We start from the raw sequence: 16,112 nt of genomic DNA on the forward strand, positions 1-16,112 counted from the left end.
AATTGTCATCCTTTCACCAAAGAAGTTATACGTTCAGCCACTGTATCAAGAGATACAGTCTCTTGTTCACTAGTATCCATGAATCGAATTATGGCTTCTTTACGAACCAATTCATCATCACCCAATATAATAACATATTTCGCATTAATTTTGTTAGCGTATTTTAATTGTGCCTTCATACTTTTGCCCTGCCCGTCCATCTCAACAGGAATATCAAGACTGCGAAGTTTTTGGCAAATTTTGAAAGCCTCTACCTTAGCCGCATCACCAAGAGCTACTACGAATGCAGATGGTTCTACAGTTGGTTCAGGCAATAAATTTTGTTTTTCAAGAGCTAATAATAAGCGCTCCATGCCCATAGCAAAACCGATAGCTGGGGTATGCGGTCCATCGAGCTCTTCTACGAGACCATCGTAACGACCACCACCGGCTACGGCACTTTGAGCACCTAAAGGAGTATATTGTACCTCAAAGGCTGTTTTAGTGTAGTAATCAAGACCACGTACGAGACGAGGGTTCAATGTATATTGCACATTAGCAGCAGATAAATATGTTTTCAATTCTTCGAAGTGATCATGACACTCTTCACATAAATGCTCGTGAATTTCAGGAGCACCTACAGATAAGGATTTGCATGTTTCATTTTTGCAGTCCAAGATACGCAATGGATTTTTGTATAAACGCTCTTGGCAGTCGCTACATAATTGTTCCTTTTTAGGTTCAAAGAAAGCGATTAATTTTTCACGGTATACAGGTCGGCATGTTGGACAACCTACGGAGTTCACCTCTACATTGAGGTCTTTAAGACCAAAGTCTTTTAACAGTTGTACAACCATGCAGATAACTTCGCTATCTACCACTGGAGATTGAGAACCTAGTACCTCTGCACCAAATTGGTGGAATTGACGGTAACGGCCTGCTTGCGGTTTATCATGACGGAACATAGGGCCCATGTAATACCACTTTGTAAGGCCTTCTTTACCATATACTTTATTTTCTAAATATGCGCGCACAGCAGACGCCGTATTTTCAGGGCGCAAGGTAAAGCTAGAACCACCGTCATCACCGGTGGTAAAGGTGTACATCTCTTTTTGTACTACATCTGTAGTTTCACCGATACCTCGCAAAAATAATTTAGTTTCTTCAAAGGCAGGTGTGCGAATTTCATTGAAGCCGTATACTTTACAAATTTCGCGCATACGTTGTTCAATATAGTGCCAATTTATCATCTGTTCTGGCAAAAAGTCTTGTGTACCTCTTGGTTTTCTTATAGCCATTACACAACCTCCCAAAATCTTTCACAAATTTTATGTCGTTTCTCTAAAAGTGCATCTATCGTTACGTGATAAACATCTACGTCTTTCGGCATATGCTGTTTAAGCTGACGATATTCAGGGGCTCGCATCCACTTAGACGAGCTACCGGGCCCCATGGATAGAATACTTTGACGTTCCTCCATGATCTGAATATTGTATTCGCATGCTTTGTCAGGCAAGGTATAGCCGATATTCTCTAACTGCCCTCTCATATATTGTTGGCGATATAAATAATATGGCACATAACCAGCCGCTTCAAGACGCGCTTTACCATATTGTACCATTTCTGCAACGAGATTTTCTTCAGGAATATCATCTTCCATATGTAAATCGTACAACGGGCTACCACGTTTTAATGCTAACGTATGAATTGTAACATTTTCCGGCAGATTTTGACATACATAATCCATATTCTCTATCATGTTTGACATCGTTTGGTTAGGCAAGCCTGCGATAAAATCCATATTTACGGCTAATGATGTATTGTTTTTTACATATTGTAAAAGTTCATCAACATCCCGTACGCTATGACCGCGTCCAATGCGACGCAAAATATTATCTTGCATCGTTTGCGGGTTAATGCTAATGCGATTCACTCCTAGCTCAAGCATGGAGCGTAGCTTAGTAGGATTAACAGAATCTGGCCGCCCGGCCTCTACAGTGAATTCATGTCCTTCAGATACGAGTAGAGATAACTGTTTTAGGACCTGGTGAAAGTCTTCATCCTCTAGCACTGTCGGAGTACCACCGCCCATATAGAGAGTATCGACTGTTAGGCCATAGGAAGCAACGATAGATTTCATATCTTCTATATCACGGTTTAAAGCACTTAGAAATTGACTTTTACCAGCATAATCCTGATAAAGACCATATGGAAACGAGCAATATACGCAACGCGTATCGCAGAAAGGAATACCACAATAGAGACTTACCTTTTTATCGTCTGTATCAGATAGAAACGGACGTTGATATTCGCCAATGGCCCCCAAAGTAGCAAGCTTTTCCATAGACACAGAAAACTCGTCCCTAATGTGACGAGTTGCTGCGTGGACAGAGCCATATGTATCTATATATTTATGTAGTAGCTTTGTAGGGCGCACACCTACCATGGTTCCCCATGGAGCCTCAGCAGGTAAGCCTTGATATTCACGCAAATAGCGCAACAAGGCTTGTCCAATTTGACGACGCCCCATAGAGGAAACAGTTCCTTCAAAAATCTTAATTGTATCACCAATAGTAACAGTTAATGTATATATTCCTTCCACTTCATGCGCTTCAAGGATAACCTCTGGATGTACCTTATCAGAAAAGAGTCCTGCCGCGCCACAGTTATGAGCTACTACGGAGCCAAGTGGTAATGGACCCGTATATAGATATCCATTAACCATGATGGGACATACGCTCAAGCTTTTCTAATTCTGCTTCAGTCATATGATTTTGGCAATCACTACAGTAACCATATACTTTCAATTGATGATCAATGGTGCGGAAGTTTAATTTCTTAGCGATGATAGACTCCAATGTTTCAAGCATGTCATCTTCAAACTCGGATACTTTACCACATTTTACGCAAATCAAATGATGATGGAAATGAGCGAACTCTTCGTCATTTAATTCATAACGATTACGGCCATCACCAAAATCAAGACGTTTTAACAAATCAAGTTCTGTGAAGAGATCAAGAGTTCTGTAAATTGTTGCCAACCCGATATCAGGTGCCACCTCTTTTACAAGAACATATACATCTTCAGCACTCAAATGATTTTCTTCAGCATCGATAAATGCTTGCAAGATTGTTTGACGTTGAGTTGTCAATTTGTACTTTTTGTCTTTAATGCGTTCTTTTAATTTTTCTAATGTTGTGTTCATGATAAATTTTCCCTCGACTGTAAAAAATAATTCGTTTAAATCTACTGACCAACGAATGGGTTGTATTGTTTTTCATACCCTATATTTGTTTCCGGTCCATGACCAGGATAAACCATTGTATTATCAGGCAATGTATAAAGCTGAGTCTTAATAGATGATATCAGAGTCTCATAAGAGCCATTTGGAAAATCTGTACGGCCTACGGAATCTCTGAATAAAGTATCCCCTACAAACACAAGACCTTCCATGTAATAACACACACCACCTGGCGTATGACCTGGCGTTTCAAGTACTTCCAAATCGATAGCCCCACATGTAATATGGTCACCTTGTTTAACCTCGATGATATCTGCCTTCACCTTAATCGGTGTAGGGTTGCTATAAGCGCTGAGATTTAACTCTGGATCCGCTAAATATGACACATCCCCCTTATGAATATATACAGGAACTTGATATGCATCTACAATCTCTTGTACCCCACCGATATGGTCGCCGTGACCATGCGTGAGTACAACCGCCTTCGGTTTTAAGTCATATTTTTTTAGCGCATCTAGTACTTCAGCTGTTGCAGGATCGATAATGAAAGCTTCACCTATCGCTTTATCACCGATAACATAGCAATTTGTTCCTAATGGACCTAAAGGCATGCGCATAAGTACTAATTGTTGTTCGCTCATTAAGCCCCTCCTTTACTACGTTGAACAGTATAAACTTCGCGAATACGACGCAATTTAGTCATTACGAAATCTAGTTGCGAAATATCGCGGATATCAACCACCAAATTGATGCTTACATTTTTTGTATCTTCTTGAACCTTAGCATTGATGTTAGTAATGGTGATTTTCAATTCTGAAAGCACCGCCATAACTTCCATGAGAATACCAGCTCGATCATAAGCTTGAATATCAATGCCTACGTGGAAAGATTCGCCAGAGGAACCGTCCCAAGAGACTTCTATCATCCGCTCTAAGTCTTCAGGAGAATGGCCCATGCTAGTACAATCACAGCGATGAATAGAAACGCCACGACCACGGGTTATGTAACCTATAATATCATCACCAGGTACAGGATTACAGCATTTTGCCATACGCACCATCACACCAGCTTCACCTTTTACGAGAACACCAGTGCCATTTTTAGTTTTCTTTTGTCCTTGAGATTTTAATTTCTCGATAATTTGCTCTGTGCTGCGCTTAGATTCCTCTACCTCTTTAGACTTTTTATAAAGTTCAATTAAACGCAACAGAACGGTGCTCACAGGAATGCCGCCATAGCCACAGGCTGCAAACATTTCCTCTTCTGTACCGGCTTTAAGTTGTTTCGTTACATGTTGTAAACGGTTGTCTGCACATAATTCTTTCCAATTATGATTTAATCGTTTCGCTTCTTTTTCAAGAGAGTCTAAACCTTTTTCAATATTTTCAGCTTTATTTTCGCGCTTAAACCAGTTGCGAATCTTGCTCTTACTTTCAGAAGAACCTACGATATTCAACCAGTCGAGGCTAGGACGACCTGTTTTGGATGTGATAATATCAACAATATCACCATTTTGCAAGGTATAATCCAGCGGTACAATTTTGCCGTTTACCTTAGCGCCTACACAATGATGACCTACATCGGTATGAACGCGATAGGCAAAGTCGAGCGGTACAGAGCCTATTGGCAACTTAACAACGTCGCCCTTTGGCGTAAATACAAATACCTCGCCAGAGAAAACGTCTAATTTCAGAGCATTAACGAGTTCCGTTGGATTACTCGTATCTTGCCATTCAAGAACCTGGCGCAGCCATGCAACCTTTTGATCGAATTCTTTATCGCCGTTTTTATTTCCTTCTTTATATCGCCAGTGAGCAGCCACACCATATTCAGATACGCGGTGCATTTCCCAGGTACGAATTTGAATCTCTACAGGTTGCCCCATCGTACCGATAACGGTGGTATGCAAGGATTGATACATATTAGACTTCGGCATGGAAATATAATCTTTGAAGCGATAGGGCAATGGCTTCCACAAGCTATGTGCAATGCCAAGTACTGCATAACAATCAGGAATACTATCAACAATTACACGAACGGCAAGCAAATCATAAATTTGGGATAAATCACGATTATCCTTTTTCATCTTCTTATAAATACTGTAGAAGTGTTTTGGACGACCTTTGATATCCGCCTTGATATGAGCTTCGCTTAAAGCCTTTGTAAGTTGACTCATCGTATCATTAACAATGTCTTCACGGACTTGGCGTTTTTGTTTCATTTGATCAACTAGATCATAGTATTTTTCCGGCTCTAAATAACGGAAGGATAAATCTTCCAACTCCCATTTCACATTGAAGATACCGAGACGATGTGCCAAAGGTGCAAAGATTTCTAGGGTTTCCTTAGCAATACGCTTTTGCTTATCACTACGCATATGCTTTAAGGTACGCATATTATGTAAGCGGTCACCCAATTTAATAACTACGACACGTACGTCCTTCGCCATGGCTAAAATCATCTTTCGATAGTTTTCCATTTGGCGATCTTCTTTTGTTTCATACTGGAATTGATTTAATTTTGTTACCCCATCAACAAGGAATGCTACTTCAGAGCCAAACATCTCCTCTAGGTCTTCCTTCGAGTAAGATGTATCTTCGACCACATCATGCATAAGAGCTGCCATGAGAGTAATATGGTCGATTTGCAAGTGCGCCAAAATATCAGCTACAGCCAGCGGATGCATAATATATGGTTCACCGGAAGCTCTAAACTGACCTTCGTGAGCCTTATCAGCAAGCTCAAAAGCTTTTAATACTTGGTCACACTCATCATCTGTTAAATACGTATGGATATACTCCATAAACTCAGCTAAGGCTTTACTTTTATCAAAAGTAGTTTGTTCCACCAAAGCTTTGCCTTCTTCATTTACAGTTGTCATGATGTCACCTCCTATACACTATAAGTAAGGAATGTTACGGATGTGACAAGATCTAATTTTCCTTCAATGGCGTTCCATCTAAGCATTAATTGACCATCATCACTTGTATATTCTTCAACAATGCCCAATTCTTTAAATACATCGATAGATGTAAGGGCACTGCGATTATTCTGATCTGCCGGCTTGCGGCGCAATATATCTTGTTCCACATTATAAACTGATTGACTACGACCTCGCATGGACTGTTTTATTATGACATACATTTGTCTAAGCCCTTCTGTAGAAAGCGTAATAGGCTCTTCAGTCAACGGTTCAATAGCTTGAATCATGAGCTGAGGAGAAACCATGCCTTGCCATTCATTCTTTTGCAAAGAAAATGCCACTTTTACCACAGTTCCCACGAAGATAGATTTAAATAAGTCTGGACGATTCCAAGCGATAGCATCTAATGTGCCATTCGAAGTTTCAAAAATTACCTTACAGTGATTTTTTAATTGGCCCATGAGCATAATATCTTGCACAGTAGCTTCCATAATAGCAAAGACTGGCGTGCTATTGGCCATCCCATAAGGCTCAAGGTCTGATATGCGGTCAATGATATCGACATCGATATCATCAACAGGTAGTTCCGCATCAATGGCCACAACGGGAATATATTCCTCAGCAGTAACAACTTCTTTACAATACTTAGTTAAACGGTCTCGTAACTCATCAATGCGATTTGCATCGATGCTAAAGCCTGCCGCCGCAGAGTGTCCGCCAAACTGTAGCAAGATATCCTCGCAAGATTTTAATGCATCATATATGTTAAAGCCATCTATACTACGGCACGAGCCTTTACCAACGCCATCATGAATGCTGATAACTAAGGTTGGTTTGTAAAACTCCTCTACTAGACGAGAGGCAACAATACCAATGACACCGGGATGCCACTCTTCGCCGGCCACAATGGTTACATAATCAGCTTTATGTCCTTGATTAGCTACATCTATACGAGCCAACTCGTGAATATTTCGTTCTAGCTCTTGTCGTTCACGATTTGTTTCGTTTAATTCCTCTGCAATTGCCTCTGCTATATCTGCATCATCGGTAACGAGTAGTTCAACAGCACGCGTTGCATGCGTTACGCGACCAGCTGCATTAAGGCGAGGTGCTAAAGTATAACCAATATGTCCAGAGGTGATGGTTCGTTCATGGAGTCCCGCTACATCAATAAGCTTTTTAATCCCTAAATTAGGTTCCCTATTCATCTTCTCAAGGCCTGATTTCACGATGATGCGGTTCTCACCGACCAAAGGTACTACATCGGCCACAGTGCCAAGTGCAACGATATCTAAATCATCTAAGTACCATTCTCCGTGCTTTGTAAGCCACAAGGCTTGGCATAATTTGAAAGCAACGCCTACGCCAGATAAGTTTTTATCCTTATATGGACAGTCCTTTTGCTTATGATTTATAACCGCCTTTGCTCGTGGAATCATATCAGGAGCCGTATGGTGATCCGTAATAATCATATTAATGCGGTCCCGTACAGTCTCTACAATATCGTAAGAACTAATGCCGCAGTCTACTGTAATGACTAAAGCAGTTCCCCGTTCAATAAGGTGCTCTAAAGCCTCTAAATTGAGACCATACCCTTCACTTTGACGTTCTGGTATGTAATAGGTAACATCAGCGCCTAATTTTTTTAAAAACCGATAGAGTACTGATGTTGCAGTAATACCATCCACATCATAATCACCATAAATGACGATTGGTTTGTGACTTTCAATTGTTTCCAGAACTAGTGAAACAGCCACATCCATATCTTTTAATGTAAATGGATCTAACAAATCTGACAAAGTACCTTGTAAAAACTGACGACCTTCGTCTACATCAATGTGACGATTCACCATTAATTTAGCCACAATAGGGTTTACACCAAGTTCACGGATTAAGATATTCTCTTTCTCTTGATCACCTTTACAAAGGCGCCAACGTTTTTTCTTAATCATCATATCCTTCAGTAGTTTATAATCAATATTATTCTTGAATTCAACGTATTATCATTATCATTTTTATTTATTATACCTTAAAACGCAAATAAAATAAACCATTTTATATATTTTATTCTCATTTAAGCTTTGCTATTTTCTCAACAAGAAAGAGCCTCCCATTATCAATAGGAGGCTCCATATCAGTGAATTCCTTAGAACCGGAAGTCCCGTTCGCCGTCTTTCATCTGTGCAATATAAGCTTTAGCTTTATCTTTAACTAAATCATTTTTGATATTTTCTAACTGTTGTTCAATGACCTTAGAGCCATGAGCCTTAGTCTTTTCATCACCGTAATCCATAATATATTCGTTCAATGTCATCAACGCATTTGGTTGACAACAGTTGTGAATTTGACCGGATTTTGCAAGAGCCATAAAGCGATCTCCAGTTCTACCTGCACGATAACAAGCAGTACAAAAGCTTGGAACATACCCAAGATCTAGCAACCAGTTAACGATTTCATCTAATGTACGCGTATCACTACGATCAAATTGTGCCGTATTATCTTCTGGCTTTTCTTCTTCTTTGTAACCACCTACGCTAGTACGAGATCCACCACTAATTTGGGAGATACCTAATGCCAAGCCACGTTCACGCATGGACTGACTTTCACGAGTGGACATAATCATACCTGTATACGGTGTGGATACGCGGATAAGAGCAACAATTTTTTCAAATACATCATCAGGCACAGCATTACTGAAATCATCTACATCGATATCATCAGCTGGACAAATACGAGGTACAGAAATAGTATGTGGACCTACCCCATACACAGCCTCTAAATGTTCAGCGTGCATCAACAATCCAACGAAATCGTATTTGTAATGTTCTAAGCCATAAAGAACACCGATACCTACATCATCAATACCACCTTGCATAGCGCGGTCCATCGCCTCTGTATGGTAGGCGTAGTCGCTCTTAGGGCCTGTAGGATGTAAGGCTTCATAATTTTCTTTGTTATATGTTTCTTGGAATAATGTATATGTGCCAATACCAGCTTCATGTAATTTTTTGTAGTCCTCAACGGAACAAGCCGCAATATTTACGTTTACACGGCGGATTTCACCATTTTTATTTTTGATACCGTAAATCGTCTTGATGGATTCCAAAATATATTCAAGTGGATTATTAAGAGGATCTTCACCAGACTCAATTACGATACGCTTATGGCCCATCGCTTCTAACGCAATAACCTCTTCTCTGATTTGGTCTTGCGTTAATTTTTTACGTTTAATATCGCGGTTTTTGGAGTGATACGGACAATACACACATCCATTGATACAATAGTTAGACAAATATAACGGTGCAAATAGAACAATACGATCGCCGTAGATAGCCTTCTTGATTTCCTTTGCTAAAGCAAAAAGCTTCTCCTTATATTCAGGTAACGGACATTCTAAGAGAACTGCTGCTTCTCGGTGGTTTAATCCCTTAAATGTAGCAGCTTTCGCTAAAATAGCATCTAACAACTCCCGATTTTCCTTGTTTTCCTCTGCATAGGCAAGAGTATCAAGGATTTCCTGATGGGAAATAAATTCCTCCGCCTTTGGAGATTTTACATCATACATAGTACTTACCTCAAATCTTTCTAGTGGCAATGCCACCCCTCTTTAGGTTTATGAAAGTATATGACAACCAGTCTTCTGGTATTTCACTGATACTGTACTAAGTATACCACTATTCCTACTAAAAAACACAGGATTTTGATACACAACAAAAGGTTGCCTCCTCCTACGAGGAAGCAACCTTTATTTCATGGGGAATTCTAATCTATATCGATTATCTATATCGAATATGACTAAAATGTATGTCCCTATATTTTATGTATAAATATATTTTACCCTTACAACTCGTTACTAAAAGTATAACCTATAGTCAGAATTATTTTCCCCACGCATCATAGAGATCTTTCATAGCCCGTTCTTTAGCTATGATCCCATGAGCCATCCACAATGTACTATCTACTTGCAATACATGATTATTTTTTACAGCTGGTAACATTTTCCACAATTCATCTTTTTTTAGATTTGCTAATCGTTGATCCGCCACACCTTGATTATTCGCACTAGAAGCACCATAACCGGAGGATACTATTAAATACCCCGCATCAAGATCTGGTAAACGTTCTAAAGAAATAGCATTATTTGTAGGGTTAAGTTCAGTTTCTAATACCATATCAGGTGGTTTAACATTAAGCAATTCAGCCATAAAGACGTTCATATCACTTTTCATATATGGATATAAACGAATTTCTTTATTTAAAATTCGTAGAAAAGCTACCGTTTCCCCTTGCATATGTTCGGCTAAAGCTATGCGTGTTTTCTTCGCCTGAGTATAGTATTCTTTCAAACGAGCTTCACCTTTTTCAGGAACACCAAGTGCTTTAGCAATTGTTAATAATGCAACTTCTTCCTTATTTACATTGACAGAGATAGTTGGAGCAATTTTAGAAAGCGCATTATATGCCGCTTTACCATAAGAATCACGCATAATAATCAAATCAGGTTTTAAAGCCTGAATCTGCTCATAATTGATAGTCTTTGTTTCATCATTAATACTAAAATTTTGAGCATTACGCTCACTTAACTCATTAAAAAGATAGCTTTTTTCATTAAAGTTTGCCCCTATAAAAGGTTCATCCAACGCAATCATAGGATCTTCTGTTCGAATAACTACAATACGTTTATGTTCCTTAGGCATAACCGTTTTGCCTAGCTTATGAGTAACAATAATCTTATCTCCTTCAACAGTAACGATTTTATCTGCTGCTTTTTGAATACTTGTTAATCGTTTCTTAAACTCTTTATCAATTTCTTTTGGATCATTTGATCTTTCAAGAGCTGTTTTTATTTTATCATCAAGACTAGCATAGATGGCCTCATGGGTCATACCATTTTCTTGAGGAGCACATCCAGCAATCCCCATAAGCACACAAGCCCCTAAGAGACCTGACAGTAACAAACGCTTCATACTACACCTCACGTGCCGTATGGCCATAATTCTTTATAGAATAAGGAATACAGAACGGACGTTCCGTCTTAGGATCATTCATAATCGTGGAATCTACACCGAACACATCTTTGAGCATTTCATTATGGAAAATATCATGTGGCGTGCCTTCGTACTGAATTTTTCCATCCTTCATGGCAACTAAATAATCGGCGAAGCGAGCTGCTTCATTGAGTTCATGAATAACCATAATAATTGTTTTGTTATAGGTTTTATTCAAATGTTCTACCAAATGTAATACATCCATCTGATGAGATACATCAAGGAAGCTCGTAGGCTCATCGAGGAATAAAATATCTGTATTTTGGGCGATGGCCATAGCAATCCATGCGCGTTGTCGTTGTCCACCAGACATATTTGTAATACCACGATCAGCAAATTGAAGCAATTCGGTTTCTTTCAAAGCCCACTCTACAATTTCTTTATCTTCTTTTGTAGTACGGGCAAATAAACTGCCTTGATGCGGTGCACGTCCATACATAACAAGTTCGCGAACAGTGATTTCACCAGGTGCTGTAGGATTTTGAGGTAAAATGGCAACCTTCTTCGCTAGTTCACGACTACCATAATCACCAATAGACTTACCATCTAATAATACATCACCATCCATGGGACGAATAATGCGACAAATTGTTTTTAACAACGTAGATTTACCACAACCATTAGCACCAATCAATGCTGTCACTTTACCTTCTGGAATTGTAAGGTTCAAGTTTTCTATAATTTTTGTATCACCATAACCAGTAGTTAGGTTTTTAACTTCTAATTTCATTTATATCTCCCTTTTTATACTTTTGTTTTCGCTAAAATATACAAGAAGTATGGTGCCCCAATCAAGGCTACAATAATCCCTAAAAGGATTTCGTCAGGCGCAATAATAGCTCGGCCAATCCAATCGGCAGTGACCACTAAAATAGCTCCAATTAATCCTGTTAACGGCAAGAAATATGCATGGTCGGCACCAACTAAACGACGTGCAATGTGAGGGGAAATAAGCCCTACAAAACCAATACTACCACCGATAGCTACACAGAACCCAGACAAAAGAACTGCAATAATTAGGTATACGAATCTAGAACGATTTATATGTACCCCAAGTCCAATAGCCGTTTCATCGGCTAAACTTAATAGATTTAGCTCCATATAGCGAGCATAAAGAATAAGAGATAATATAATGACTACTGGTGCAAGCACCCATACATGTTCCCAGGTATTACCAGAAATAGTACCAATAGTCCAAGTATTGACTAAATAAAATTTATTAGGATCCAGACGTGTTACGAGTAAGACTTGCAATGCATGGAACCCTGCACTCATAGAAATACCTGTTAAGATTAAACGATATGGCGAAATAACATCGCGACCTCGACAAGATAAGAGATAAATTAAAAGCGCTGCCACAACAGCACCAGCTACCGCAACAGTTGGTAATGTCCAAATTCCCCACGCTGTTGTAGAACCTGCAAAATATACTAAAAGAACTACACCTAAGCCAGCACCAGCATTCACGCCTAACAAGCTTGGGCTAGCCAATTCATTACGAGATATAGTTTGGAAAATGGCACCAGACATAGCAAGGCCCATACCAATAAATACAGCCAAAATAGTGCGAACTAAACGGAAATCAAAAACCGTAAGGTTTTCCACGTCATTACCACCACCAAAGAGAATTCGAAAAAGATCAGATGTAGACATATCACTAAATCCTGTATGAAGATGTCCATACATAGCAACTAATAACATAAATGTCATAACGAAAGAGTAGGCAAAAAAACGTTTTTTCATCTTATTTCCCTCCCTTACGATTTGCTAAATAAATAAAGAATGGAACACCTACGAGCGCAGTAATGGCACCTAATGGTGTTTCAAATGGAGGATTTACGATACGAGCTACAACGTCTGCAATCATAACAAGAACTGCACCAAAGAGTGCAGAGAATGGAATTACAAGACGATAATCGATGCCCACGAGTTTACGTGTTATATGTGGAATAACGAGACCTACAAAACCGATAGGACCGGCTAGAGCAACAGCAGAACCGCTAAGAATAAGTACTGTCAAACCAGATAACACACGGACGCGATTTAAATTACTACCTAAACCAATCGCCACCTCTTCGCCAAAGCTTAAGAGTGTAACAGATTTAGAAACATACATAGCAATAAGAATACCAATAATAGTCCAAGGCAATACGAGTACAACTTGTTCCATGCGAATACCACTTATACCGCCGGCAGTCCAGAAACTTAACTCTTGTGCTACTTGGAAGTACACAACAAGCATATGTGTAACAGCTACAAATACTGCACTAATAGCTGTACCGGCTAAGGCAAGATATACTGGTGTAGCTCTACCACCTACTCGTTTAGCAAGAGCTAAAATGAATAGTGTTGCCAACGCAGCCCCAGCAAAGGAAAATAAAATGCTTCCATTTAAGGTTAAATAAGGAAATACAATCATTCCAACAGCTAGACCAAAACTAGCACCTGCGTTAATTCCCAAAATAGAAGGACTTGCCATAGGATTATTGGTAACACCTTGCATCAATGCACCTGATACGGCAAAGCTAATACCTACAACGATACCTGCTATCATACGTGGTAAGCGCAATGTTTGAACAATCATTTGTCCTATACTATTAGGATCATAGTTGGTAAAGGATAGAATAATATCATCTAGGCTGATATAGCGTATCCCAATGAAGAGTGAACCAAGAGATGTGGCAATTAAAATAGCTAAGGCTAATATACCTAGTAGCGTAGTTTTAGCTGTACGCCCTCCCCTTGTTTCTACATCATAATTGCTCATAAAAACTCCTTGCAAAACAAAATACTATAGAATTTACTGATATATTATATCAACATTCTTCTATCTTTTTCAATAATAAATCTCAATATCATTTATAGAAATAATACAATATTAAAAACAATATAAGTAAACATTTATAACTATACAAAATTATATCTAACAATTTGTATACCTATAAACAAACAAAAACATTTCTTACTATATAAAAAAGAGTAGTAACCTTAAGGTTACTACTCTAAGTTTTGATTAAATATTCTAATTTGATGTACTATAAAAATATATCTAAGGTACTAAGCTTACCTATTTAATTGATTTCTATTATTAAAAAATGTTCTATACGCTAATTGACAAGTAATAAAACAAGCAATCGATATGGTAGATAAACTCATAAATGTCACAATCATTTGATATTTTACAGCTTCAAGTGGGGGCATCCCCGCTAAAATAAGGCCGGTCATCATCCCTGGTAAAGCCACAATCCCTAAGGTCTTAGCACTATCTACAGTTGGCTGCAATCCAGTCTTGATAACATCTCGCACGATGGCTTTTGACGCTTGCTTAGGTGTACTTCCTAGCGCTAGTTTAATCTCTACCTCTTGTTGACGCAATTCAAAATTTGATAGCATTTGGCGATAACAAAGCCCAATCGCTACCATAGCACCACTAATGACCATACCACCAACAGGAATCACTTGATAAGCAGTAAAATTAAGCACGCCCGTTAAAAGCAGAATCGTTAAAGTAATACTTGCACCTACGGTTATAGCAAACCAAGAAATCCATAGAGCATAAGGAATTCCCTTTCCCCGCTTAGAAGAATTATAGGCTGCATTGATAGCCATAAAGCCTAATAAACCGATTATAAATATAGGACTTTCGGTACTAAAAATATAAGCTAAAATAAGACCTATGACAAATAACTGTATTGTAGCCCTCAAAGCACTTATAAAAATATCTTTCTCTAACTTCAACTCCTGCCGATAGGACATGAACATACTGATAATAACTAGTACAGATGCAAGGCACAATGAAGTAGCAGATATAGTTTGAAATTGACTCATCGCAATACCTCCTCTTTAGCTAACGATCCATCCACAATTGTAATGCGACGATTAGCCATGCGTAAGCTTTGCTCCTCACTATGTGTAATCGATATGATGGTCATCCCATGTTTATGAAGCTCATCAATTACTTGTTCTACAATAGTAGTGTTAACAGAGTCTAATGCAGAGGTTACCTCATCCAAAAGTAATACTTTAGGTTTAAAAATAAGACTGCGGATGAGGCAAATACGTTGCATCTCTCCACCAGATAATTCGTCATTACGGCGCTCTAAATACTCCATAGGCATATGAAGTAAATTGAATAGAGATTCAATATGCTTCATATCGGGCTTCATACCGCGAATATCATAAGGGAACAAAATATTACGACGTACCGTTTTCGCAAACAAATAAGGTCTTTGAAAGCAATAGCCAACCTCTTTTCGATAGCTTTCAGGATCTATAGTAGATAAATCACGTCCATTATAAGTAATAATCCCCGAAGTAGGGCTAATCAAATCACTGCACAATTTTAAAAGTGTACTTTTACCACTACCAGAAGGTCCTACAATAGTGAGATAATCTCCTTCATTTATAGATAGAGATACATCACGGATAATAAACTTGTCTTTTACGACATAGAATATATTAGATAACTCTAATAGTGCCATAATGCCTCCGATTAAATTGAAAAATTCTAGAACATATTTGATAATCACTTTAAACTATATTATATTATACCAATACAACGAACACCATAATAAACAAAAACAAGCAACAAAAAATCCCTAGTGAAAGCCACTAGGGATTAATAGTCTTGTAAAATTAAGCTTCTACAGGGTATACGCTAACTTTACGGTTATAACGACCAGCACGTTCAAATGCTACTTTACCAGGCACAAGTGCGAATAAAGTGTCATCTTTACCGATACCTACGTTAGTACCAGGGTGGAAGTGAGTCCCACGTTGACGAACGATGATATTACCGCTCTTTACGATGGAACCATCATGGCATTTAACACCAAGACGTTTAGATTCACTGTCACGACCGTTACGAGTACTGGACACACCTTTTTTATGTGCGAACAATTGCAAATCAAAAGTAAACAT

The 16,112-nt window shown here is 38.7% G+C and carries 14 protein-coding genes; all 14 read right to left on the bottom strand.

Features of this window, described 5'->3' with window-relative positions; genetic code table 11:
• Positions 1-5: 5 nt before the first annotated feature.
• The 14 genes from hisS to rpmA all read right to left on the bottom strand — a co-directional run bounded on the left by hisS (position 6) and on the right by rpmA (position 16,112).
• Positions 6-1,277, bottom strand: coding sequence for a histidine--tRNA ligase (gene hisS, locus RYO55_RS02245; RefSeq protein WP_287529376.1), 1,272 nt, complete (start codon positions 1,275-1,277; stop codon positions 6-8).
• Positions 1,277-2,704 carry a coproporphyrinogen dehydrogenase HemZ gene (gene hemZ, locus RYO55_RS02250; RefSeq protein ID WP_302498292.1) on the bottom strand — a complete coding sequence of 476 codons (1,428 nt, stop codon included), beginning with the start codon at positions 2,702-2,704 and terminating at the stop codon, positions 1,277-1,279. The genes hisS and hemZ overlap by 1 nt, the downstream gene beginning before the upstream one ends.
• Entirely contained in the window at positions 2,697-3,185 is a 489-nt protein-coding gene (locus tag RYO55_RS02255) for a Fur family transcriptional regulator (RefSeq protein ID WP_008601380.1), read from the bottom strand. The genes hemZ and RYO55_RS02255 overlap by 8 nt, the downstream gene beginning before the upstream one ends.
• Positions 3,186-3,226: 41 nt before the next feature.
• Positions 3,227-3,862 carry an MBL fold metallo-hydrolase gene (locus RYO55_RS02260; RefSeq protein WP_295814544.1) on the bottom strand — a complete coding sequence of 212 codons (636 nt, stop codon included), beginning with the start codon at positions 3,860-3,862 and terminating at the stop codon, positions 3,227-3,229.
• A complete protein-coding gene (locus RYO55_RS02265) occupies positions 3,862-6,102 on the bottom strand; it encodes a bifunctional (p)ppGpp synthetase/guanosine-3',5'-bis(diphosphate) 3'-pyrophosphohydrolase (protein WP_314983989.1) in 2,241 nt (746 codons plus the stop codon). Before RYO55_RS02265 ends, RYO55_RS02260 begins: the two co-directional genes overlap by 1 nt.
• Before the next feature lie 11 nt (positions 6,103-6,113).
• A complete protein-coding gene (gene recJ / locus RYO55_RS02270; RefSeq protein ID WP_314983990.1) occupies positions 6,114-8,096 on the bottom strand; it encodes a single-stranded-DNA-specific exonuclease RecJ in 1,983 nt (660 codons plus the stop codon).
• Between the two features lie 194 nt (positions 8,097-8,290).
• A complete protein-coding gene (gene hydG, locus RYO55_RS02275; RefSeq protein ID WP_287531224.1) occupies positions 8,291-9,709 on the bottom strand; it encodes a [FeFe] hydrogenase H-cluster radical SAM maturase HydG in 1,419 nt (472 codons plus the stop codon).
• 313 nt (positions 9,710-10,022) lie between these two features.
• Positions 10,023-11,111: an ABC transporter substrate-binding protein gene (locus RYO55_RS02280; protein WP_314983991.1), complete on the bottom strand. Its 1,089-nt coding sequence runs from the start codon at positions 11,109-11,111 to the stop codon at positions 10,023-10,025.
• Position 11,112: 1 nt separating this feature from the next.
• Entirely contained in the window at positions 11,113-11,922 is an 810-nt protein-coding gene (locus tag RYO55_RS02285; RefSeq protein ID WP_314983992.1) for an ABC transporter ATP-binding protein, read from the bottom strand.
• A 14-nt stretch (positions 11,923-11,936) separates the two neighbouring features.
• Positions 11,937-12,935 carry an iron ABC transporter permease gene (locus RYO55_RS02290; RefSeq protein ID WP_314983993.1) on the bottom strand — a complete coding sequence of 333 codons (999 nt, stop codon included), beginning with the start codon at positions 12,933-12,935 and terminating at the stop codon, positions 11,937-11,939.
• Between the two features lies 1 nt (position 12,936).
• Entirely contained in the window at positions 12,937-13,959 is a 1,023-nt protein-coding gene (locus RYO55_RS02295) for an iron ABC transporter permease (RefSeq protein WP_314983995.1), read from the bottom strand.
• Between the two features lie 296 nt (positions 13,960-14,255).
• A complete protein-coding gene (locus tag RYO55_RS02300; RefSeq protein ID WP_302498188.1) occupies positions 14,256-15,020 on the bottom strand; it encodes an ABC transporter permease in 765 nt (254 codons plus the stop codon).
• Positions 15,017-15,673 (bottom strand): ATP-binding cassette domain-containing protein, encoded by a 657-nt coding sequence (locus RYO55_RS02305; protein ID WP_308521485.1) that lies wholly within the window; start codon positions 15,671-15,673, stop codon positions 15,017-15,019. Before RYO55_RS02305 ends, RYO55_RS02300 begins: the two co-directional genes overlap by 4 nt.
• A 154-nt stretch (positions 15,674-15,827) precedes the next feature.
• Positions 15,828-16,112 (bottom strand): 50S ribosomal protein L27, encoded by a 285-nt coding sequence (rpmA, locus tag RYO55_RS02310; protein ID WP_004696430.1) that lies wholly within the window; start codon positions 16,110-16,112, stop codon positions 15,828-15,830.

The organism is uncultured Veillonella sp., assembly GCF_963551295.1.
Lineage (GTDB): Bacteria > Bacillota > Negativicutes > Veillonellales > Veillonellaceae > Veillonella.